Source organism: Nitrospira sp. Vd2, from assembly GCF_979581665.1.
In genome coordinates this window covers 1-19883 of sequence record NZ_CEFZSK010000040.1, presented here as the reverse complement: position 1 = coordinate 19883, position 19883 = coordinate 1, and the positions used below count along the sequence as shown (strand labels likewise).

Annotated in this window: 22 protein-coding genes; 12 read left to right on the top strand and 10 right to left on the bottom strand. The window is 61.1% G+C overall.

Annotated elements, in window-relative coordinates:
- Window positions 1-38 precede the first annotated feature (38 nt).
- From atpD to AC1U7K_RS16735, 5 genes are all read left to right on the top strand, one after another.
- The gene (gene atpD, locus AC1U7K_RS16755) at window positions 39-1484 is read left to right on the top strand and encodes a F0F1 ATP synthase subunit beta (RefSeq protein WP_480252811.1); all 1446 of its coding nucleotides are present in this window, start codon (window positions 39-41) and stop codon (window positions 1482-1484) included.
- 3 nt (window positions 1485-1487) lie between these two features.
- Window positions 1488-1901, top strand: a complete 414-nt coding sequence (locus AC1U7K_RS16750; protein ID WP_480252809.1) for a F0F1 ATP synthase subunit epsilon — start codon at window positions 1488-1490, stop codon at window positions 1899-1901.
- A gap of 101 nt (window positions 1902-2002) precedes the next feature.
- Complete coding sequence (locus AC1U7K_RS16745; RefSeq protein WP_480252808.1) at window positions 2003-2908, top strand: hypothetical protein; 906 nt, start codon at window positions 2003-2005, stop codon at window positions 2906-2908.
- A gap of 195 nt (window positions 2909-3103) precedes the next feature.
- The gene (locus tag AC1U7K_RS16740) at window positions 3104-3427 is read left to right on the top strand and encodes a PilZ domain-containing protein (protein ID WP_480252807.1); all 324 of its coding nucleotides are present in this window, start codon (window positions 3104-3106) and stop codon (window positions 3425-3427) included.
- Between the two features lie 46 nt (window positions 3428-3473).
- Window positions 3474-4403 carry a DMT family transporter gene (locus AC1U7K_RS16735; protein WP_480252806.1) on the top strand — a complete coding sequence of 310 codons (930 nt, stop codon included), beginning with the start codon at window positions 3474-3476 and terminating at the stop codon, window positions 4401-4403.
- Between the two features lie 7 nt (window positions 4404-4410).
- On the opposite strand, the gene AC1U7K_RS16730 is transcribed toward AC1U7K_RS16735, so the two are convergent.
- Together AC1U7K_RS16730 and AC1U7K_RS16725 are read right to left on the bottom strand one after the other, a co-directional pair.
- Window positions 4411-5544: a sensor histidine kinase gene (locus tag AC1U7K_RS16730; protein ID WP_480252804.1), complete on the bottom strand. Its 1134-nt coding sequence runs from the start codon at window positions 5542-5544 to the stop codon at window positions 4411-4413.
- On the bottom strand, window positions 5541-5960 hold the full coding sequence (locus tag AC1U7K_RS16725) for a response regulator (RefSeq protein WP_480252803.1): 420 nt from the start codon (window positions 5958-5960) through the stop codon (window positions 5541-5543). Before AC1U7K_RS16725 ends, AC1U7K_RS16730 begins: the two co-directional genes overlap by 4 nt.
- A 244-nt stretch (window positions 5961-6204) precedes the next feature.
- Here AC1U7K_RS16725 and AC1U7K_RS16720 point away from each other — a divergent pair, with 244 nt between their 5' ends.
- Both AC1U7K_RS16720 and AC1U7K_RS16715 read left to right on the top strand, forming a co-directional pair.
- Window positions 6205-7131 carry an RluA family pseudouridine synthase gene (locus AC1U7K_RS16720; protein ID WP_480252802.1) on the top strand — a complete coding sequence of 309 codons (927 nt, stop codon included), beginning with the start codon at window positions 6205-6207 and terminating at the stop codon, window positions 7129-7131.
- A gap of 41 nt (window positions 7132-7172) precedes the next feature.
- Entirely contained in the window at window positions 7173-7595 is a 423-nt protein-coding gene (locus AC1U7K_RS16715) for a hypothetical protein (RefSeq protein ID WP_480252801.1), read from the top strand.
- 52 nt (window positions 7596-7647) lie between these two features.
- Here AC1U7K_RS16715 and AC1U7K_RS16710 read toward each other — a convergent pair whose 3' ends face one another.
- On the bottom strand, window positions 7648-7824 hold the full coding sequence (locus AC1U7K_RS16710; protein ID WP_480252799.1) for a hypothetical protein: 177 nt from the start codon (window positions 7822-7824) through the stop codon (window positions 7648-7650).
- Between the two features lie 65 nt (window positions 7825-7889).
- Between AC1U7K_RS16710 and AC1U7K_RS16705 the strand changes: the two genes are divergently transcribed.
- A complete protein-coding gene (locus AC1U7K_RS16705; RefSeq protein WP_480252797.1) occupies window positions 7890-8300 on the top strand; it encodes a GNAT family N-acetyltransferase in 411 nt (136 codons plus the stop codon).
- A 245-nt stretch (window positions 8301-8545) separates the two neighbouring features.
- Here AC1U7K_RS16705 and AC1U7K_RS16700 read toward each other — a convergent pair whose 3' ends face one another.
- From AC1U7K_RS16700 to AC1U7K_RS16690, 3 genes are all read right to left on the bottom strand, one after another.
- Complete coding sequence (locus tag AC1U7K_RS16700; RefSeq protein WP_480252796.1) at window positions 8546-9337, bottom strand: metal ABC transporter permease; 792 nt, start codon at window positions 9335-9337, stop codon at window positions 8546-8548.
- 139 nt (window positions 9338-9476) lie between these two features.
- Window positions 9477-10253 (bottom strand): metal ABC transporter ATP-binding protein, encoded by a 777-nt coding sequence (locus tag AC1U7K_RS16695; RefSeq protein ID WP_480252793.1) that lies wholly within the window; start codon window positions 10251-10253, stop codon window positions 9477-9479.
- Between the two features lie 99 nt (window positions 10254-10352).
- A complete protein-coding gene (locus AC1U7K_RS16690; RefSeq protein ID WP_480252792.1) occupies window positions 10353-11294 on the bottom strand; it encodes a metal ABC transporter substrate-binding protein in 942 nt (313 codons plus the stop codon).
- Between the two features lie 93 nt (window positions 11295-11387).
- On the opposite strand from AC1U7K_RS16690, the gene AC1U7K_RS16685 reads away from it, so the two are divergent.
- Window positions 11388-12584, top strand: coding sequence for an anhydro-N-acetylmuramic acid kinase (locus AC1U7K_RS16685; protein ID WP_480252791.1), 1197 nt, complete (start codon window positions 11388-11390; stop codon window positions 12582-12584).
- Window positions 12569-13123, top strand: a complete 555-nt coding sequence (locus tag AC1U7K_RS16680) for a DUF2726 domain-containing protein (protein WP_480252789.1) — start codon at window positions 12569-12571, stop codon at window positions 13121-13123. Before AC1U7K_RS16685 ends, AC1U7K_RS16680 begins: the two co-directional genes overlap by 16 nt.
- A 79-nt stretch (window positions 13124-13202) precedes the next feature.
- Here the strand turns inward: AC1U7K_RS16680 and corA are convergent, their stop codons facing one another.
- Entirely contained in the window at window positions 13203-14306 is a 1104-nt protein-coding gene (gene corA, locus AC1U7K_RS16675) for a magnesium/cobalt transporter CorA (RefSeq protein ID WP_480252787.1), read from the bottom strand.
- Window positions 14307-14640: 334 nt separating this feature from the next.
- On the opposite strand from corA, the gene AC1U7K_RS16670 reads away from it, so the two are divergent.
- A complete protein-coding gene (locus AC1U7K_RS16670) occupies window positions 14641-15582 on the top strand; it encodes a hypothetical protein (protein ID WP_480252786.1) in 942 nt (313 codons plus the stop codon).
- A 215-nt stretch (window positions 15583-15797) separates the two neighbouring features.
- Here the strand turns inward: AC1U7K_RS16670 and AC1U7K_RS16665 are convergent, their stop codons facing one another.
- Window positions 15798-16262: a DUF4112 domain-containing protein gene (locus tag AC1U7K_RS16665; RefSeq protein WP_480252785.1), complete on the bottom strand. Its 465-nt coding sequence runs from the start codon at window positions 16260-16262 to the stop codon at window positions 15798-15800.
- Window positions 16263-16320: 58 nt separating this feature from the next.
- On the opposite strand from AC1U7K_RS16665, the gene AC1U7K_RS16660 reads away from it, so the two are divergent.
- Complete coding sequence (locus AC1U7K_RS16660) at window positions 16321-16962, top strand: hypothetical protein (protein WP_480252783.1); 642 nt, start codon at window positions 16321-16323, stop codon at window positions 16960-16962.
- 3 nt (window positions 16963-16965) lie between these two features.
- Here AC1U7K_RS16660 and AC1U7K_RS16655 read toward each other — a convergent pair whose 3' ends face one another.
- The gene (locus AC1U7K_RS16655; RefSeq protein ID WP_480252781.1) at window positions 16966-18423 is read right to left on the bottom strand and encodes a S1 family peptidase; all 1458 of its coding nucleotides are present in this window, start codon (window positions 18421-18423) and stop codon (window positions 16966-16968) included.
- A 26-nt stretch (window positions 18424-18449) separates the two neighbouring features.
- Entirely contained in the window at window positions 18450-19742 is a 1293-nt protein-coding gene (locus AC1U7K_RS16650; RefSeq protein WP_480252780.1) for a hypothetical protein, read from the bottom strand.
- Window positions 19743-19883 lie beyond the last annotated feature (141 nt).

Here is a 19883-nt window from a genome sequence, read left to right as displayed (position 1 = left end):
CGCGATACCGGTGGGCGCCTCAGCAGAGAAGGAGCGACATGAGCACAGGGAAAGTCATTCAAGTCATCGGCCCCGTCATCGACGCCGAGTTTCCGCCCGGTCAACTTCCCAACATCTATAACGCGCTTCGCATCGAACAGCCGGAAGACAAGCAGACGGGACGGCCGGAAATTCGGCTGACGCTGGAAGTCGCCCAGCACCTCGGGGAGAACCGCGTTCGTGGCGTGGCGATGTCCTCCACCGACGGTGTGGTCCGTGGGATGGAAGTTCAGGATACCGGATCGCCGATCTCAGTGCCCGTCGGACGTGAGACGTTGGGGCGTTTAATCAACGTCCTGGGAGAGCCGGTGGACGGCAAGGGGCCGATTCGCGCGAAGAAGACCTACCCGATTCACCGCCCGGCTCCGCCCCTCGACGAACAAGAGACAAGGACCGAGGTGCTTGAAACCGGCATCAAGGTCGTCGATTTGCTGGAGCCGTATTCCAAAGGTGGAAAGGTCGGCTTGTTCGGCGGCGCCGGCGTCGGCAAGACCGTCATCATCATGGAGCTGATCAACAACATCGCGCTCCACCATGGCGGGTTTTCCGTGTTCGCGGGCGTCGGCGAGCGCACTCGTGAAGGCAACGACCTTTGGCATGAAATGCAGGAGTCGAAGGTCATCGATCCGGAGGACTTCACGAAGTCCAAGGCCGCGTTGGCCTACGGTCAGATGAACGAGCCGCCCGGAGCCCGCCTTCGAATCGGTCTGACGGGCTTGACCATCGCCGAATACTTTCGCGACGAAGAACACCAGGACGTGCTGCTGTTCATCGATAATATCTTCCGGTTCACCCAAGCCGGTTCCGAGGTATCCGCCCTTCTCGGCCGCATGCCGTCCGCCGTCGGTTACCAACCGACGCTGGGTACCGAAATGGGCGCGTTGCAGGAGCGGATCACCTCGACGAAGAAAGGGTCGATCACCTCGGTGCAAGCCATTTACGTCCCGGCGGACGACTTGACCGATCCGGCGCCCGCTACCGCGTTCGCGCACCTTGACGCGACGACCGTGCTGTCGCGGTCGCTCGCCGAGCTCGGCATCTATCCGGCTGTCGACCCTCTCGATTCCACATCCCGTATCTTGGACCCGCAAATCATCGGGGAAGAGCATTACACCGTGGCCCGCTCCGTACAATCCATCCTCCAGCGCTACAAGGATCTGCAGGACATCATCGCGATCCTGGGCATGGACGAACTCTCGGAAGACGACAAAATGGTCGTGGCGCGAGCGCGGAAAATTCAACGCTTCCTGTCGCAGCCGTTCCACGTGGCCGAGGCGTTCACCGGTTCGCCGGGTAAGTACGTGAAGCTCAAGGACACCGTGCGTAGCTTCAAGGAGATCGTCGACGGCAAGTACGACGACCTGCCCGAGCAGGCGTTCTACATGGTCGGGACGATTGAAGAAGTGATCGCGAAGGCTGAAAAGTTGGGCTACAAGCGAGGCTAGTCGATGGCCGGATCGCTCTTACTCGAAGTCGTGACGCCGGAGAAACTGCTGTTGAGCCAGCAGGTCGAAGAGGTGATTGCTCCCGGTGTCGAAGGCGAATTCGGCGTGTTGCCGGGCCATGCGCATTTTCTCTCCACACTGAAGGTCGGCGAGTTGCGCTACCGCGTTGGCGATGTCACCTCCTACATGTCTGTGCTGTGGGGCTTTGCAGAAGTCACACCCACCAAGGTGACGATCCTGGCTGAAATAGCGGAAAAGGCCGAGGATATCGACGTGGATCGTGCCCAGGCCGCCGTTGAAGCGGCCGAGCGGCGCCTCGAGATGGGCGGGCTTCCCTCTGAACTGGAAGCCGCTCGAGTCAGTTTGGAAAAAGCCCGGCTCCGCAAGAAGATCGCCGAGCGCGCACGGCACAGATAGGGTTCACGCCGTACGTGGGAGCTTTTGTGGTCCACGGTCCCGGTTGCCGTCCTTCGTCTCACCCTGCTCTTCCTCGTCGGTCTGCTCTCGTTTCAGTAAGCGTGGTGCTGCCGCTCTACCTGATTCTCGTCAGTGCGACGCTCTTGCTGTCCGATTCCTCGGTCGATGCCGCACAACTCCGCATTCGGAAGGACATCCTCCTTCAGCAATCGGATCGCGCGCTGATTAATGTGACCGGTCGCTTCGATGAGGTAGAGGCGATCCCGGAAAAAGGCGACTGCGAACTCCGAACCGCCGTCCGCACCAGTGAACTGAAGATTCCGCTGGTCGCGGAATTCATCAACGCGTGCTCATCGCGCCTCGACGCAAAGGACATCAAGACCCTGAGCCAAGACGGCGATGTCGCGATTAATGGGGTGTTTCGCATTTGGTTTGAGCACGCCGGCGGCAAGGACGATATTCACTCGGAAGAGCAGGAGCCGATTCCCTACGAGACCGCCAATCCGAAACATGCCGTCGAGATCCATCCGGTGCTTCATGCCGGTTCCCGGAATTTCTCGGACAGTGTGCGGGCCATGGAATGGGTCGATTTCACGACCTACAGCACCGCCGCTCTCAATCGGGTGCTGAAACGAAAGGCGACCATCGAAGAATACGAGGCCGACGATGGAACGCCGTATGTGCTGATCGAAAGCAACGGCTCCCTCCCCACCTATTTCCATCTGAAAGCGGTGCTACGCGCGAAGCCGGTGAAGACGGAAGACGGCTATGTGGCCCTTGTCGACATTCTCGATCGCCACCGGGTGGTGGCCTCCGGCTTCCGAGTCTTTACGGTTGAGGGCACCAAGGCGAACGAAGCCCTGAAGGGCCTGCGGGTGAAATCAGATTTTTCCTTTTGGGGCATCACACGACTGGACGGCAAGAAGGCCTTGAAGATCCTCGAAGACGACACTGGCTACCACGTGCCCGTTCCCGTCGAGTTCGTCCTGCTCGACATACACAAATAAGCCGCCCTTTCCCTAACGGCGGGCAACGCAGGGCCGTATTCCGGCCCGTCGTTCCAAAATTTTGACAGCCATTTGCTCCACCCGCCTCGGTTGCGGGCCGATAAGCTTCTGTTCTTTCGCCTCTTGATTGTTGAAGCAGTTCGGCGTCCAATATGGCATTGATCGTGCTTCATTGACGAAACCCTTCCGGCAGCCATGGCGCAGCAGCGACAACTCTTCCGAATTCCCCTCCGTCGAGCCGGCCGACTCCGGAGCGGCTCTGTAGAAGCCAACTGCCAGATTATCGATATTACCGAACAGGGCCTTCACGTCGAGTCTTCGCTCACGGTCGACCCGGGGGCCACCGTCGGCATCGACTTTCAGTTGACGGATGCCCGGCGCATCCAGTGTGTGCTGACGGTCCGGCATGCCGAATATCCACGCTTTGGCGGCGCGATCACCGCCATAGGGGAACGAGACCAGCAGGACCTGTCCCAGTTCATCGAACAGATCCTCGCCTTGACACTCACCGGCTTCTGACGGCCGAGAGGCACGTGTGGAACTGCATAGTAGTCACCCTCACAACGTGAGAGCGCTTCTGTACGTGCTGCTCGCGGTCGTCCTGCTCAGCACCGTTACTCCGACAATTAAATATAAATACGTCTTCAGCCACTGGAGTGTCGAGCCGGTCATGTTCGCATCCTTCCGTGTGCTGATAGCCTTTGTGTTGTTGCTGGGTATCACCGCGCTCAGCGATGTGCGAGGCCTCATCGGGCTCGCGCGCGCCGACCTGACCAAATTGTCGTTGCTCGGCGTGGTGGGCGTCGCTTCCTATGGAATTGCCGCTTGGGGATTGATGAAGACGACCGTCACCCACTATACGTTCATCTATAGCTTGATCCCTGCCTTAACCACACTGTTCGCCTTCGTACTGAGAAAAGAGGATATTACCGTCACAAAAGCGGCCGGTATCGGTATCTCGCTCCTCGGCTGCTTGATCGCGATCTCCCGCGACCTCTTCGGTAGCGCAGGTGATTTCGGTCTCGGCGATGGGTTGGTCTTTCTGTTCACCGTCATGATGGCCGCACATCTCGCCGTGGGCGGCCATATTGCCAAGCGCTATGGAGCGATGGCGGCGAATACCGTCATGTTTGGATCGGGCGCACTGGTTCTCGTCGCGCTCACATTGTCGGATAGAGCCATGCCGGTCCTCGACTGCCCGCTGCCGATCCTACTCGCCGTCGTCTACATTGGTTGCGCGACGGCAGCCGTCTTCGTGCTCCGCTCCTTATCCCTCCAAGCGTTGGCCCCTGGGACTGTGGCGGGCTATCACAATCTGGTGCCGGTTTGCACAATCGTGGCGGCACATGTCTGCCTGGGGGAACCGATCCTTCTCACACACGTCACCGGAGGAATCCTGATACTGGCTGGCTTGGAACTCGTCCGACGCGTCAAGATCCAAGTATCCGAGCCCGCTGCCGCACTGACCCTGGCGCGGCGGCCGAGCGGCGCCTAAAGGTGCTTTAAGCTGCCGGCCCGTGTAGGGCCGACGACGTCCTCTCTGCCTGCCGCCCCTCGGAATCAATCCGCGCGAGTGCGACCGGCAATCGGATGCGGAAGGTCGCACCGTGCCCGAGTTCGCTCTCGACATCGATCGTGCCGCCATACTTCGCAACCAGCGTCCGAACGATCGACAGGCCAAGCCCCGTCCCGGTGCCAAGCGGTTTAGTGGTGAAAAAAGGCGTAAACAATTGTGCGCGGTGCTCCGGGCGGATTCCGGGACCGGTATCCTGAATAGAGATTTCGACGTCGTCCAACACCGTGGCCAGCCCAATCGTCAACCGCCCGCGTCCCTCCATTGCTTGAATGGCATTGGTCAGGAGGTTCACAAAGATCTGCAGCAGCTCACTTCCCTGGGCGCGGTAAGACGGAACGGAACCGTACTGACGAACCACTTCAAGGTCGGTGCACGGGGAGGCATATCGTGAAAATGTGAGTGCCTGATCAAGAAGGTCCGCAAGCGAAACGGTTTGCTCCTCGTTCTCCAACCGTCGTGTATATCCGGTCAGGACATCGAGAATCGACGCGAGATACCGATCAGCCTTTTGAATCTCTTGCGAGTATTCCTTGATCTGCTCCGGATCCTGCTCTTCTTCGATAAACCGGGCAAACTCGCGAATGCAGTACAAGGGGTTCTTCAGGTCGTGGGCGATCTGCGCTGCAAAGGTACCGATGGTGGCGAGTTTGTCGGCATGGATGAGCTGCGCGCGCAAGTCGTGCTGCTGCTGGATCAGGAGCCAGACGAGACGGGCCGCAGTCCCGCCCAACCATTCCATATGGGAGGGCAGGACTGCAGACAACTGAGAGGGCAGAGAAGGATCGCCCGTGACGTCGACCACAAGATCCGCCCCGTCCCGAGCGATCAGATCAGCCGCGCACGAGGAGGTGGGCACACACAAGCGTCGGGCGAGGCGTAAACCTGGAGCGTCCGGATTGATGTCCGCGATGCCGGTCACCTCGACCCCGGCGCTCCGCGTCAACAGCTCGAGGAGCGCGGTCCCCCCCTTGCCGCCGCCGAGAATGATGACCTTCACCGAGGGACCACTCTCGACGGGGCGCGGAGCGCTCGTCGCCGAATCCAGTCCGCGGTTCGTCATGACGCGAATAGCGTCCGCTTCTCCATCGCGGTCTTGACGGCCGCCAACAGCTTCTCGCGATCCACAGGCTTGACCAAATAGTCCGAGACGCCCTCTTTCAAGAAAGAGGTCGCGAGTTGAAAGTCCGGGTAGGCGGTGAGGACAATGATCGGGACGGAGGGATATTGGCTACGGAAATACTTGATGGCTTCCGTCCCGTTGATGCGCGGCATACGAATGTCGCAGATGATGCAGTCCACCATCATTGGATTCGCGCCGGTATTGAGAACCTCGATCGCCTTGCCTCCGTCCTCCGCCTCCTCAACGTCGTAGCCGGCCTTCCTCAACGTCGTGCCGACTACTTTTCGGATTTGTTCCTCGTCGTCGACTACCAAGACACGACCTTCAACCGATCGATCGCTCATCAACCACGCCATGGCAACCTCCTTCTTGTGAGGTGCGATATGCACCTGGGTGGGGCGTACTGCAAGCGGCAGGCCGCGAACCGGTGAGCCGGAAGCATTGAAAGCGTATGCACTTCTGCGGTAGCGTGAAACCGAATAAACACACAGACGAATTCCATTGGTTCGAATGCACCACTCCCCGGTTCAGATGCACCACGCAAGCAAGGTGACAAATACGGGCATTTCAAGTGCCGGGACTTCTTTTGCTGAAATCGTCGTGAGCCAGGGCGAAGCGCCCAAACGCCTGGACGTGTTCCTAGCCAACCGTGACCCGTCGTTCTCACGATCCGCGCTGCAGCGCTTCATTGAGGAGAGACGGATCACGGTGAACGGCCTGACCATCAAGCCGAGCTACAAGATTCGAGCTGCCGACCGAATCGTATTGACGATTCCACGGCCGGAGCCGATCGAGCTGAAACCAGAAGCTATCGAACTCGACGTGCTGTTTGAGGACGAGGCGTTGCTCGTCCTCAACAAACAACCGGGCCTCGTCGTACACCCCGCGCCGGGGCACTGGTCCGGGACACTCGTCAATGCCCTGCTGCATCATTTCGAAGGTGGTGGGGTGCTGCCGACGATCGGAGGCAAGGAGCGCCCCGGACTCGTTCATCGGCTTGATAAGGACACGTCGGGGGTGATGGTCATCGCGAAGACGGATCAGGCACATCGGGCACTGGCTGCGCAATTCAAGCACCATACGATCGGCCGCACGTACGAAGCGTTGACCTGGGGTTCACCGGTGCGGCGCGAGGGACGCATTGAGCTCGCGATCGGGCGCGACACCAAGGAACGGAAGAAGTTTTCTGCGAGAACGGCACGGCCCAAGGCGTCGGTGACGAGCTATGTCGTCAAGGAACGGTTTGGGAAGCTTGCCGCGCACGTTGAGCTGATCCCGAGGACGGGCCGCACCCATCAATTACGTGTGCACCTGACTGCGCTTGGCCATCCCTTGCTTGGAGATGTCACCTATGGCGGCCGAAAGGTGGCGGCCCTCGACGGGGTCTCGATCCCTCGCGTCATGCTGCATGCCAAGCGCCTTGCGTTTGTCCACCCGAGCACCGGGCGGCCGATGGACTTTGTCACCTCACTGCCGGCCGATATTGAAGCCGTCATCGGCACATTGCGCCGTGCCACGCAGGCTTGACAGAACATCGGGCTCACGCTATGTCTCAGCCACAAGTCGGCATGACCTGCAGCGAATTCCTTGATATCGTCGGAAGCCTGGTCTCGTCGTTGAAGGCCTATGCCGAGAAGCTTCCCGCCGTCGTCCATCTAAAAGCGGTCCCAGGCGGGCTTCGCCCGACGCCCGAAGCCGTCGACGTCTATGATAAGACCGTCTCGCGGTTTCGCGATCAAAGCGGCAAGTCCGTCTATCGCCGATTGAACGAACACTTCCTGGATTCACTGGAAGCGTTCGAGGCGGGAAAGCTCTTCAGCGCGATCCAGCCGCTGTTGGCCGTGCTCGATCAACTCGAGACGATGCAGCGAGACCGGGAGATCACGATCACGCCTCAGGAACTCAAGCGGATCGCGGAATACCGAACGTCACTCCACAAGATTATGCCGGGCAATCAGCCGGAACTCGAAGGGGCCGGTCGAGGATTGTAAGCAAGGGAAGTACTATCTCAGCGCTCAAGACAAATCGCTCATCACTGAAGTTTCAGTGCCCCATTTTCGGCCCGGCGGCTCGGTCGCCTTCGATAATAAGTTTGAGCCGCACTAATCCATGACAGTGAGGGCACGTCGTGCGAACCGTATTGTCATCGACGTATTCGAAGTCCTCGTCCTTGAGCCACATCAATTGAAAGCAACGCGGACATCTCCGCACCTTCGTCATCGCTACCACCTCATTGCACTCAAGCCCGGTATACATAATATAAGAGAGGCTCGTCGCTCAAGCCCATGATCACGTTCTCTGATCGAAAGGATGTCGACCCGGCGCAACTCCTGCGCCTCTACCAGCAAGCCCCGTGGGCGAAGGCGCGAACGGTCGCGGGCGCCCGCGAAGCGCTCATGCATACGGACCTTGCCATATCGGCCTGGGAGGGCGACCGCCTGGTGGGGTTTGGGCGGGTGCTGACCGATTACGTGTACCGGGCGTCGATTTGGGATGTCATCGTCGATGAAGCTTACCAAGGGCAGGATATCGGTACGCAAATCATGCAACAGATTCTCAACCACCCGGCCTTAAAGCGCGTCGAGCTCTTCTGGCTCTGCACCCGCTGCCCCGGCTTTTATGAAAAGCTCGGATTCACCTCGAAGGAGCAGGTCGGCATGGTCTGGGCGCGGGAAAAACACGCCAAGCTGGAGTAGGGCTGCTGAAAACGGTCCCCAACCGCATTCTCGGCCCGAAAAATCCTCAACGTACCCCAGAGGGTACGCCTGCGGTGTTTTCCTTCGCCTGCCGCCTTGTTGGATGGCCGTTTTGAGCAGCCTGGTTAATCTGATGGATACTCAAGCCATGGGAAGAGCCGAAAAGTTCAAGGAGGCAGCTGAGCAATTTTGTCGTTTACTCGAGAACCGGCCTCATGATGTTGATCGGTGGGCTGAAGCCGGTTCTAAGCCCTAACCCTTCGAGCCCGCTTCGGCGACGCCAACACCGACAGGAAGAACACCGCTGTGGCGAGGAGCACGATCGCCGGGCCGGTGGGGATATCCCAAACGTACGAAAGCAACACGCCGACAATCGCGCACGCCATGCCGATGATCACGGAGTAGATTGTCATCTGCCTTAAACTGTCCGTGAGCTGATAGGCCGTCGAGGCGGGGATGAGTACCATCGCGAACACGAGGATGGCTCCGACCGTTTTCAACGATACGACGATGGTCAATGCGATGAGCGTCAGGAGCAGGTAATAGATTCGACGGGCAGGCACTCCGCTGGCCTCGGCCATCTCCTGATCGAACGCGATGAAATACAACTCCTTGGAGAAGAGAAAGATCAACGCGAGCACCAAGACGCTGAGCGCGAGAATCGCCCGCAACTCCTCGCTCGTCACCGAGAGCACGCTCCCGAACAGGTAGCCGTAGACTTCGGCGTTATAGGTTTTCATCAGCCCAAGAAAGAGAATCGCCAGGGCCATCGTCGCCGTGTAGAGAATCCCGATCGACACGTCGAGCTTCATCCGACCTTGCTCCTCCATGAGGCCGGTGCCCCAGACGGTGCCCAAGCCAAAGAGGACCGCGAGGGGCAATGGCGGCAGCCCGACAAGATACGCCAACGTGACACCGGCAAAGGCCGCGTGTGCAGTCCCGGCTCCCATGAACGCGAGCCCACGCAGCACCACGAAGACTCCCATCACCGAACACAGCCCGCCGACGAGCACCGCCGCGAGCATGGACCGTTGCATGAAGTCGTAAGACAACAGCTCGAACATGGAACAATGGGCTACGGGGTAGAGAGATAATGGGTAAGTAAATTAATGTCTCGGCGCGTTGGAACCTCTGGTTGTCACGTTCCCCCTTTACCCATACCCCTTCTACCCCTTCCTAATGGTGGTGGTAGTCCTCGACGATGACGAGGTCTTTTTCGGTAATCACCACGTCTTTCCCATACACTTGCCGGAGGATGTCCGGCTTCAACACGTCGTCCGGTGGCCCGGCGGCCCAGAGGCGGGTCTTCAGCAGGACGAGCCGGTCGACGTGGGCGCGGATCATGTTGATGTCGTGCGTGATCAGGACGACCGTGAGGCCGAGCTCCCGATGCAATCGACGGATGAGGTCGAGCACGCTGTGCTGCGTGACGATATCGATGCCCGTCGTCGGCTCATCGAGCAGCAGGACCTGCGGCTCCTGGGCCAGCGCACGCGCGATGAACACCCGCTGCTGTTGTCCGCCGGACAGGTGGCCGAGCGCCGTCTGCTGATGATCCGCCATGCCGACGTGCGCAAGCGCCTCCCGCGCGATTTCATAGTCGCGGGCGGCCGGCCTTTTGAACAGACCGAGCACGCCGTAGCGACCCATCATCACCGTCTCGAGCACGGTGATCGGAAAATTTTTGTCGAGGCTTCCTTTTTGAGGCAGATAGCCGATGCGGGCCCGATGGTGGCACTGCAGCCTTTCACACGCGCAGTCGAAAATCTGCAGGTGGCCTTCGAATGGCGCCATGAGTCCGAGGATCGCCTTGCAGAGCGTCGTTTTCCCTGAGCCGTTTGGCCCGATCACGCCGATGAACTCCCCTTCGTGGATATCCAGCGAGATATCCTTCAGCGCGACGATACCGGGAAAGCCGAAGGATGCGTGTCGAAATTGAATGATCGGATGCAACGGTGCGGATCGGGGCGAAGGCGCGTCACGGCCCGAATCGGACAAAGGAGAGTGTGACCGCCGAGAAGGCATCATGACGGCTTGACCGAGGACGTCACGTTAGGCGCTTTGCAGCGCGTCGGCCAGCTGTCCAACATTATAGCGAAGCAGGTTGAGATAGGTCTCGGTGCCGGGGATGGCGCCTGGGAGCGCGCTTAACACGACGACCCGGGCCTGGGTCTCTCGCGCCAGCATCTCGGGAATTTTGGGGTTCATTTGCGGCTCCGAGACAATGACCCGGATCCCGTCTTTGCGAATCCGAGCGATGAGCTTTTGCAGATGATGGGCCGATGGCTCGGCGCCGGATTGTAGGACGATCGCGTCGACCACGCGGAACCCGAACCGTCGTGCAAAATAGGGCCACGCGGGGTGATACACGATGAGGCGACGATCGGACAGGGCCTTGACGCGCCTGAGGAGCTCGCCTTCTACTTGATCGAGTTGCCGCAAGTAATCGGCTTGATGGTCCCGGTACTCGGCGGCGTGCTGAGGATCGACGTGGGTGAGCGCTTCGGTGATATGGCGCACCATGATTTTGGCATTCTCAGGGTCCAACCAGATGTGCGGATTGCCGCCGTGGTGGCTCTCGCCGGTCTCCTGCACCTCGTTGTCGCGATCACGCACCAGCCCAATGCCTTTCGATGTCGTGACGATGCGAAGCCGACTGTTGCCGGCATTCTTCACCAATGATGTGACCCACACCTCGAGTCCCACCCCCACTTCAAGGAGGAGATGCGCTTTGCGGACTGCGACGATATCGCTGGGCCTGGGCGAATAGGTATGCTCGCTCTCAAGCCCGGTCATGAGGGACGTCACTTCTACGTGCTCCCGTCCCACCTGCTCCGCAAAATCCTTCAACACCGGAATGGTCGCGACGACTTTGATAGGCCCAGGGGATGATGATTGTGCATGAGCGTCGGCCGCGGAAGCGACGAAGACGAGGAAAGAGAGGAGCCTGAAACACACCAGTACGCGGACCGGCATCGGGCGGGACGGTAGCATCGCGTTCGCCTCAAAGTCAACGCGAGACGTTGCCGATCCTCCCTACGATCGTCCCTTGACCCTCACCGGGACTTCGTTTAGCGTAGCCGCGCCATGCGTACGCCCCGCGGAGGACGATCAAGCCGGCCGAGCCTTACCGTGGTCGGCTTGATGTCCGGCACGTCGGGGGATGGCGTGGATGCCGCGCTCGTGCGGATCCGTGGTGTCGAAGAGGACATTCGTCTCACCCCACTCGCCTTTCAGACGGTTCCCTACTCCCACAGTCTCCAGCAACGAATCTTGCGGGCCTCGCTGACGGGCTCGGTGGCCGACATCAGTCAGTTGAACGCGGTGCTTGGCGAATGGTTCGCCCGGAGCGCGCTCGCGGTCATCAGTCGGGCTGGGCTTCAACCGGAGCAAGTGGACTTGATCGGGTCCCATGGGCAGACGGTCCATCATCTGCCGCTACCGGTACGTGAACCCGTCATCGGCCGGGTCCGCTCTACGCTGCAAATCGCCGAGCCGTGCATCATCGCCGAACGCACCGGCGTGACGACGATCGCCGATTTCCGGCCGCGTGACCTCGCCGCCGGCGGGGAAGGCGCCCCGCTCACCCCGTATGCGCACTACGCATTGCTCCGGGACGCACACCGGTCACGGCTGATCGTCAATTTGGGCGGCATCGGCAACGTCACGTATCTGCCGGCTGGCAAAGGAGTGGAGGCGACGCAGGCGTTCGATACGGGACCGGCGAACATGGTCTTGGATGGTCTCGTGCAACGTCTCACCGACGGACGGCGGACCATGGACCGCGACGGACGGCTCGCGGCCAAGGGCATCATCGATCAGACCCTTCTTGCGCGACTCCTGGCCCATCCATTCCTCAAGCGCCGACCGCCGAAATCGACCGGGCGTGAACTCTTTGGGCAAGCGTTCGTCGACGAGCTGGTTCGGCTTGGTCGCACGCAGCGCCCTCAAGATCTGTTGGCGACGGCGAGCGCCTTCACCGCTCGGACGGTGGCCGACGCGCGCCGGTGGCTGTCGGGATCCGTGGACGATGTCGTCGTGGCCGGTGGTGGTGCCCGCAATCCTACTCTCTTGGCTCACCTGACTCGGGAGTTTGCCCCCGTACGCGTGCGACGACTCGAAGAGCATGGCTGGGATAGCAAGGCGTTTGAAGCGATTGCCTTTGCCCTGCTGGCGTATCAAACCTGGCACGGGCGTCCCAGCAACATTCCGTCGGTGACGGGGGCCCGGCATGCCGTCCTCCTCGGGAAGATCATTCCGGGTCACGCATGGACGCGCTGCTGACCTTCGTGTTCGACAATTGGATCCCGATTGCGGTGGCCGCCGGCGGGTTGGTCGCTGTCCTGCTGCTGTGGTGGGTCACCATCCTCGCGACGAAGCTCTCGGCGCGTCGAGCGGCGCGCCGGAGCCTCTTGCCCCGCGGGCTGACGCTGGTCGCCCAGCCGTTCATGTCACCCGGCGAAGCGGCCTTCTACAATGTCTTGCGCCTGGCGGTGCAGGATGAGTATCTCTTGTTTGCTCAAGTGCCCCTTTGGTGCCTCGTCGAGATGCAGGCCGCTCGTCCTGATCTCCGGAGCAGTTTTCTCCGGCAGATTGCACTCAAGCGCGTCGATTTTGTTCTGGTGCATCCCGGCAGCCTGACGGTGGCGAAAGTCGTCGAACTGGACGACCCGGAGAACACATCGCCACAACGGCAGCTGCGCAATCGTCTGGTAGAGGAGACGCTGCGGGCGGCCAGGATCGAGATCGTCCGACTCCGTGCCGGAGCCGTGTACACCATCGCCGAGCTCGCTCACGCGCTCGATATCGAGCCCGCCGAGTAGTGGTAAAGAGCTAGAGTCGTCCGGGGTAGATTTCGCAGAGTAGCGTAAAAGGTCCCGTATCACCTACCACCGCATTCGCTTACATCCAGCGCTTCTTTCGAAAGATTGCAAGCATGGTGATCGCGATGGCCACCATGATGCCGATGATGATCGGGTACCCCCACGGCGTATCGAGGCCGGGCATCCAGGGAAAATTCATCCCGTACAGGGAGGCCAGGAAGGACAGCGGCATGAAGATCGTCGTGATGATGGTCAAGACTTTCATGACCGCGGTCATGCGATTGCTCACGCTCGACAAGTAGATGTCGAGCATTTCCGCGACCGTCTCGCGCTGGGTCTCGAGCGTATCAATGACCTGGATGGTATGATCGTACACGTCTCTGAGGTAGAGCCGCGTAGGCTCGGTGATGAGCGAGATCTCCGCCCGATCGAGCCCGTTGAGCACCTCACGCAACGGCCAGACGGCTCGCCGCACGTACAACAATTCCCGCTTGAGTTGATACAACTCCCGCAACGTGTGTGGGCTTGCCTCGATCAAGAGGCGATCTTCGATATGTTCGATGCGTTCTCCGAGCAATTCCAGGACGCCGAAATAGTTGTCCACGATGGCATCGAGCAGGGAATAGAAGAGATAATCCACGCCGAATTGCCGGCTCCGCCCCTTGCCGCTCCGGAGTCGGTCGCGCACCGGCGCGAAGACGTCGCCGCCGTTCTCCTGAAACGAGAGCAATACGCGCGGGCACAGCACGAAGCTCACCTGTTCCGTATGCACGGCGACGTGCAGACGTTCGGCACGCAGCATTTTCACGACGACGTAGAGCGCCGTCCCGTAATCCTCGCGCTTCGGACGCTGCTCGGCGTTGACGACGTCTTCGAGGAGCAAGGGATGCAATTGAAAATGCCCGCCGAGCTGCTCGACGATGTGGACGTCGTGAATGCCGCCAATGTCGACCCACGTGATGCTCCCTGCCGGAGCTGAGCTGAGGCGTGCCACCACGTCTTCCACGGTTTTCAGTTCCTGCTCCTCCAGCGCGCCGGCGGTATATTGAATCAGACTCAAGCGCGTCTGTGCCGCCTTTTGCTCGCCGATATGCAAGAGCGTGCCGGGTGGCAATCCGGCTTTCGATGATTGCCGCCGTGAAGTTCGGCCAGCCGGTGTCTGTGAATGCACGGCATCACTCATCGCGCTGCTCGCTCGCAAGTAAGCGAGCCTAACAGACGCCCTTCTTCTGACGCAACGTCGAGGCGTGGACGCGCTCGTGCCACTTCAGTACGCCCTGTCTCGCCGTAGACAACTTGCCTTGCTGTACGTACAGAACAGTCAAGAGGGACGGCGACGAGCCTCGTGAACGGAACTCCAGCTTGCGTTTCGCTCGCCTCATTGGGCGTTCTGGCACGCGATCGGCTCAGCACGGCCGCATCATGCTGGCGTCGGCTTTGCAGTATTTTTCTGCGAAGGCAAGATCGGTCAACGGAGGCCTCGTACGACGCGGGGCGGACCTCAAAGGAGGGCGATAATGGAACTGGAGCGGACAATGCAGCAATGGTCATGGGGCGGCCCGCGCTTCCGCTGGGGCGCTATTTTCGCCGGCTTGGCCGTCGGGATCGCTGTCCAAATGATGCTGACACTCTTGGGGCTCGCGATCGGAGCGTGGGCGATCGACGTCCGAGAGGCGAATGCGGGAAGCGGCGTCCCGCTTGGTACAGGAATTTGGACTGCGATATCGATGTTAATTGCCGCGTTCGCCGGCGGCTATGTCGCGGCGCGAATGGGTGGAGCGATCGAGCGGACCGACGGGGTGTATTACGGCATTGTTGTCTGGGCCGTCACATGGCTGACATTTGCATGGCTCACGACAACGGTCCTGTCGTTCATGATCGGCGGACTGTTCAATGCGTTCGGCTCCGCGGTCCAAGGCATCGGCGGGGCGGTGAGCCGGATGACAGGCAACAGTGCGATCAATCTCTCGGTCGACGATGTGCAGCATCAAATCGAATCGGTCCTCCAAGCGACCGGGAAAAAGGAACTGCAGCCGGGAGAGATCAAGCGGGATACGGACAGGCTCACCGAGCAGGCACAGACCGGGCAATCGATCGCCAAGCTTCACGAATCCGGGATGCAGGAGGTGCGCGACAAACTCGGAGCACTCGATCGGGAGGCCGCGATCAACGTCATGGTCAACAAGCTGGGAATGACAAGGCCGCAGGCTGAACAGGTGGCGAACTCGACGATTGGCCTGCTTGGGTCAGCTCAGCAGACCGGGCAAAATCTGAAACAGCAGTCACTCGAAACCGTCAACACGGCGGTGAATCAGATCGCGTCCGCCGCCTGGTGGATGTTCTTGCTTGCGTTGGTCACGCTCGGCGTGTCCAGCGCCGGCGGGGCCACCGGCGCGTATGAACAACCCATGGTGCAAGTCCAGGGTGAGTCGATGCGCGATGTCCGGCGGACCGGGTAAGCATGAGGCGCGGATCGCTGCGGCTGTTGGCGGTTTTGCTCTGGTGCGGCGCCATCGCCACGACGGCGGCGACATCGGCGCAGCCGCCGGACCAGCCGCAGCCGATCCCTCCTGCCCCCGTGCCAGGGCCGACACGAAGCCTCTGCCCCCGTCACCGGTTCCGGCTCCTCAGCCCGAGCCCATTCCCCCTGCTCGGTAGCGCGGGAGGCCGTTTCCTACACGCGCACCCACACCGCCTTGATGAGCGCGACGAGCGCGCCTATCACCAGCACGAACACCGCGAGGACCACGACGAGGAGCCCGATCACGAAAGCCCAATCACCCACCGTGGACGGCCGACGAGTGACGCTGGCATAGCGCTCCAGCAGCGCCACATTGCGCACATTGCTCTTGAACCAAAACGAAAACAGGTCGCCGAGGACCGGGACGGTGCCCACGATTCCGTTGATCGCCGTATTGAGACTCATGCGCACGAGGACGATTTTCGGGACCTGATACTGCGCCGCCATGACCAGCAGGATCGCGCCCAATCCGCTCGCGAGGAGATCGCCGATGCCGGGAATCAATCCCAACAACGGATCGAGGCCGACCGGCAGCCGGAGCCCGGGAATCGGCAGCCGCCGATCGAGCAGGTCAGCCAACATGCGGGCGAGTCGCAGCGTCTCGTCTCGCTGATCCATACCGCATGGTAAGGCACGAAGAGGGAGAAGGAAAAGAGGACATGCCGTAGAAAGCGTCATGCCGACACTTGATGGCGGTCCGAGCGGACGATATACTCGCCCCACCCGGTCTTCGATGGACATATTCCGCGCCTCTGTTCTGCACCTCACCACCTGGCTTCGGTCGTCCCGGCTCGCCGTTTTGATCATCGCGCTTGCCGCGTTCGCGACAGTGGGTAAGACGACACCCATGGCGGCGGAGAGTGCTCCGGAGGTCTGGCTTGTCGGGGAAAACAAGCGCGAAACACTCCGTAACGTGACGGGCGTCGAGGTGGTGGTCGAGTCGCTCCACGATGACGATCTCCCCGGCCGCGACCTCCGCTTAGACGTCGAAACCCAGCTCGAGCAGGCCGGCATTAGAGTGTTGCGCGAGGAGGAGCGGTTATCCCAGCCCGGCTTTCCCTACCTGTACGTCAGGGTCGCGGTGCTGCATACGGCGGTCGCCTCGTCGTATCTGCTGGAGGTCAGCGTCAACCAAGCGGTCACGCTCACCCGTCAGCCGACGCTCGCGCTGTTTGCGCCGACGTGGTCTGTCGAAGCAGTCGGCCTCATGAATCCGTTCAACCCGGCACGTCTTCAGGAGGCGATCCGGGAGTACGTCCAGAAGTTCATTCTCGCCTACCGCGCGGCCAACACACCGGACAGTGCCGTCATGCCGTGACCCTTATCGCGCCGCCGTTTTCACGATTACGACTTGAGGCCGCGCAATCTCGATCAGGGTCGAGACCGGCACCGATCGGACGGCCGGGGACGGCAGGATGAATTCCGACTCCGGCAGCATCGAGAGCAGCCACTTGGCATACTGGACCCGCACGGCAACCGCCCCTTCCCCGGCCAACGGCGCGAGGTTCGGAAAGACCTGCTCGACATCGGTGGGAGACAGCGTGAGGCCGATCACTTCGCCCTGTTCGTTCAGGACGGGTCCACCGCTGTGGTGAATGGGATTGCTGACCGACAGTGGGAGCAGCCGAGGATCGGTTGGGGCATTGCCGGACGGATTGCGCACCCGTCCTTCGCGCCACACCGGTTTGTCGCTGCCGACACTGGCCGAGGAGAGATCGGCGACCCAGACGCGGTCGCCCACCTTGATCTTCGTCCCCTCCCCCAATCGCAATCCGGACAACGATTGCGCCGCGCTCGGATCCTCTACCTTCAACAGCGCGATGTCACTCAACCGGTCGCGAAGCACGAGCGCCGCCGGCATCGGCTGTTCCTGATGATAGACCGTCAACGCGTTCATCCCGGCGATCAGATGATACGCCGTCACGACATATCCAAACCCGACCGCAAACCCTGCCCCGGTCAACGCCGTGCGGCCGTTCTCTGGGACGGCGGGGACCATGGGCATCGGGGTCACCATGCGCTTGGGCGGCTCGGCGGGACGCGCGGGCGGTGACGGTTCGGCAGCGGCGGGCGTGCTCGTTGCGGGCGGCGTCAGCGCCGGGACCGCGGCCGTCGCCGCGGGTGTCGGGGGCGCAGCCGGCGCGGGGGTGGCTGGAACCGTGACGGGCAGCCCGGCATAGGATTGAAGCTTCGGCGTCGTCATGAGGCTTTGCGCCATCACCTGCAGCATGTCGACCATCGCCTTGCCAACGCCGTCGAGCACGCGCTCTTCGGTGTGCGGGCTGGACGAAAAGGTTCCTTCCACCAGCGGTTGTTCGCGCCGGTCGAGCACGCGCACGGCTACGCTGGCTTTCGCATCGAGGGTGGGCTTCTCCGTGCTGAACAGTTCGCAGTGTCCTTCCAAATCAATCTTCGGGGCCGAGGGCTCGATGACGACGTCGTATTGCCCGACCTTCGGTCGATCGCGGACGACCTCCACTTTGCTGAAGGAGCGCGACAAAGCCTGCGCGGCGCCTTTCTCGAAACTGCTTCCGGTCTGAAAGACGAAGTTCGTCGTGCTGAGCGGGCAGTTGACCTGCTCTTGATCCGACGCCGTCCGAATGGCATCCGGAAGGACGAGCGCCGCGGTGAGCGGCAACGGCTCGCCTTCGGTCGGCGGCACCGATGGGAGGCGCACGGTCAGATACCGTGTGCGGGCCGTACAGGCGAGAAGAGAGAGGCACGCCGTCAGCAACAGCAGGCTGCAGATGAATCGAGAGACTTGCGTTCGCGCACTCATGGTAGATCTCCTCTGTGGGCGCAGGTTCAGCGTTCGGCGACCGGGATTCCCGGCGGCGCATCCGGAGTGAGCCGAGCCCCATAGCGACAGGCTTGACGGCCCTCGCCGTTGACCTGGCTGCACCACCGGTCGCGCTCGGTGCTCTCGGCCGTGAGCGCCCAGATTTCTTCACCGACCGCTTCGAAACACTTCAGTCGATTTCCCTCACCGGGGACCCGCGGGCAGAAGGTGAGGCCGCTTTCGGCCTTTGCCGTCACGTCAATAAAATTTTTCACGAGCCCCACATAGCACCACGGTTGATACTCCGGCGTCCCGAGCGAGCACAGCCGGATGGACTCTTCCGGCTGCTGCAGGGTGTAGGAACTGATATCGCGGCCGAGACTCTGATAGCAGGCTCGCCGCATCCGTTCAGGGGCTTGATCACACGTCTTCGCCGCCGCGCCGATGTCTCCATGGTTCAGGTAGAGCATGATCGAGGTTTGCATTTGATAGCAATCAGCCAGATACCGGTCCTCGAGCACCGAGCATGGGTGGAGCGGATCGCTTGCCTTGATCGGGACGAAATCCGAGGCCGCGGCCGGGTTTCGAGCCTGGTCGTGATGGGGGCGCTGCGTGGGATGGTGTGAGTTCGTGCCGTGCACGACGTTTTCCATGAAGGCGCCACCGTAGCAGCCGTGGCGATCCCATTCCTCGCTGAGGCGATCGCAGCCGCGAAGCGCTGTCGGCAAGTCGTGCGCGAAATAGGAGGTCAGACCATGACCGAGCGCATGGACGCATTGAAAGAGCAGCCAGTGCCCACCGGGGTCATTCCGATAAGGGGCGCAGATGCGGTCCAGTTGTCCGGCGTCATTGGCCAGATCGAGTGTTTCATCCAGATACGCCTGAACCACGCCGTGATAGCAGCCTGATTGGAACAACTCGGAGCATCGGGTAAACGTGTCGCCGACATCGTGTGACCGTTCGTATGCCGCGATCCCGATCGCATGCGCGTACACATGGCCGTCGCGCTGGACGTCGGTATCCATCAAGCCTGTCACCACGAGGATGTCCATTGCGGCCTCTACCCCTCCCGATCCGACAATCTCCAACAAGAGCCGCTCGTAGCATTGAAACTTCTCGGTGTTCGGCTTCTTGCCGCACGCCTGCACCAACTTCTTGGCGCTTGGCGGTGAGGGCGATGGAGTTGAAGGCCCAGGTGACGCGTGGTCGATGGTGGGCATCGCTGCGAAGATGCAGGCGACGACGAGACTGACGACGAATTTTCTTCCAGGTGTCATGATCAAGCGTGCCGTCTTCACCCGTTGCCTAGTCGACCTCATTCTCATTTCCTCACCTTATCGAAGGCTGCGCGCCGCCGGTGGTGCCGGAGCCGGAGCCGGAGCAGGGGCCGGTGCGGGTACAGGCGCTGGAGCCGGCGCGGGAGCTGGTGCCGGGGCCGGTGGCGGCGCTGGCGGCGGGGG

Excerpts from the sequence above, each read along its gene's own strand:
- AC1U7K_RS16740 (WP_480252807.1), top strand. The coding sequence starts at position 3,104 with ATGGCGCAGCAGCGACAACTCTTCCGAATTCCCCTCCGTCGAGCCGGC.
- AC1U7K_RS16730 (WP_480252804.1), bottom strand. The coding sequence starts at position 5,544 with ATGACGAACCGCGGACTGGATTCGGCGACGAGCGCTCCGCGCCCCGTC.
- AC1U7K_RS16715 (WP_480252801.1), top strand. The coding sequence starts at position 7,173 with ATGACCTGCAGCGAATTCCTTGATATCGTCGGAAGCCTGGTCTCGTCG.
- AC1U7K_RS16710 (WP_480252799.1), bottom strand. The coding sequence starts at position 7,824 with ATGACGAAGGTGCGGAGATGTCCGCGTTGCTTTCAATTGATGTGGCTC.
- AC1U7K_RS16700 (WP_480252796.1), bottom strand. The coding sequence starts at position 9,337 with ATGCAACGGTCCATGCTCGCGGCGGTGCTCGTCGGCGGGCTGTGTTCG.
- AC1U7K_RS16650 (WP_480252780.1), bottom strand. The coding sequence starts at position 19,742 with ATGAGGTCGACTAGGCAACGGGTGAAGACGGCACGCTTGATCATGACA.
- AC1U7K_RS16665 (WP_480252785.1), bottom strand. The coding sequence starts at position 16,262 with ATGGATCAGCGAGACGAGACGCTGCGACTCGCCCGCATGTTGGCTGAC.
- AC1U7K_RS16750 (WP_480252809.1), top strand. The coding sequence starts at position 1,488 with ATGGCCGGATCGCTCTTACTCGAAGTCGTGACGCCGGAGAAACTGCTG.
- AC1U7K_RS16670 (WP_480252786.1), top strand. The coding sequence starts at position 14,641 with ATGGAACTGGAGCGGACAATGCAGCAATGGTCATGGGGCGGCCCGCGC.
- AC1U7K_RS16685 (WP_480252791.1), top strand. The coding sequence starts at position 11,388 with ATGCGTACGCCCCGCGGAGGACGATCAAGCCGGCCGAGCCTTACCGTG.
- AC1U7K_RS16655 (WP_480252781.1), bottom strand. The coding sequence starts at position 18,423 with ATGAGTGCGCGAACGCAAGTCTCTCGATTCATCTGCAGCCTGCTGTTG.
- AC1U7K_RS16680 (WP_480252789.1), top strand. The coding sequence starts at position 12,569 with ATGGACGCGCTGCTGACCTTCGTGTTCGACAATTGGATCCCGATTGCG.
- AC1U7K_RS16660 (WP_480252783.1), top strand. The coding sequence starts at position 16,321 with ATGCCGACACTTGATGGCGGTCCGAGCGGACGATATACTCGCCCCACC.
- AC1U7K_RS16690 (WP_480252792.1), bottom strand. The coding sequence starts at position 11,294 with ATGCTACCGTCCCGCCCGATGCCGGTCCGCGTACTGGTGTGTTTCAGG.
- corA (WP_480252787.1), bottom strand. The coding sequence starts at position 14,306 with ATGAGTGATGCCGTGCATTCACAGACACCGGCTGGCCGAACTTCACGG.
- AC1U7K_RS16705 (WP_480252797.1), top strand. The coding sequence starts at position 7,890 with ATGATCACGTTCTCTGATCGAAAGGATGTCGACCCGGCGCAACTCCTG.
- AC1U7K_RS16725 (WP_480252803.1), bottom strand. The coding sequence starts at position 5,960 with ATGGCGTGGTTGATGAGCGATCGATCGGTTGAAGGTCGTGTCTTGGTA.
- atpD (WP_480252811.1), top strand. The coding sequence starts at position 39 with ATGAGCACAGGGAAAGTCATTCAAGTCATCGGCCCCGTCATCGACGCC.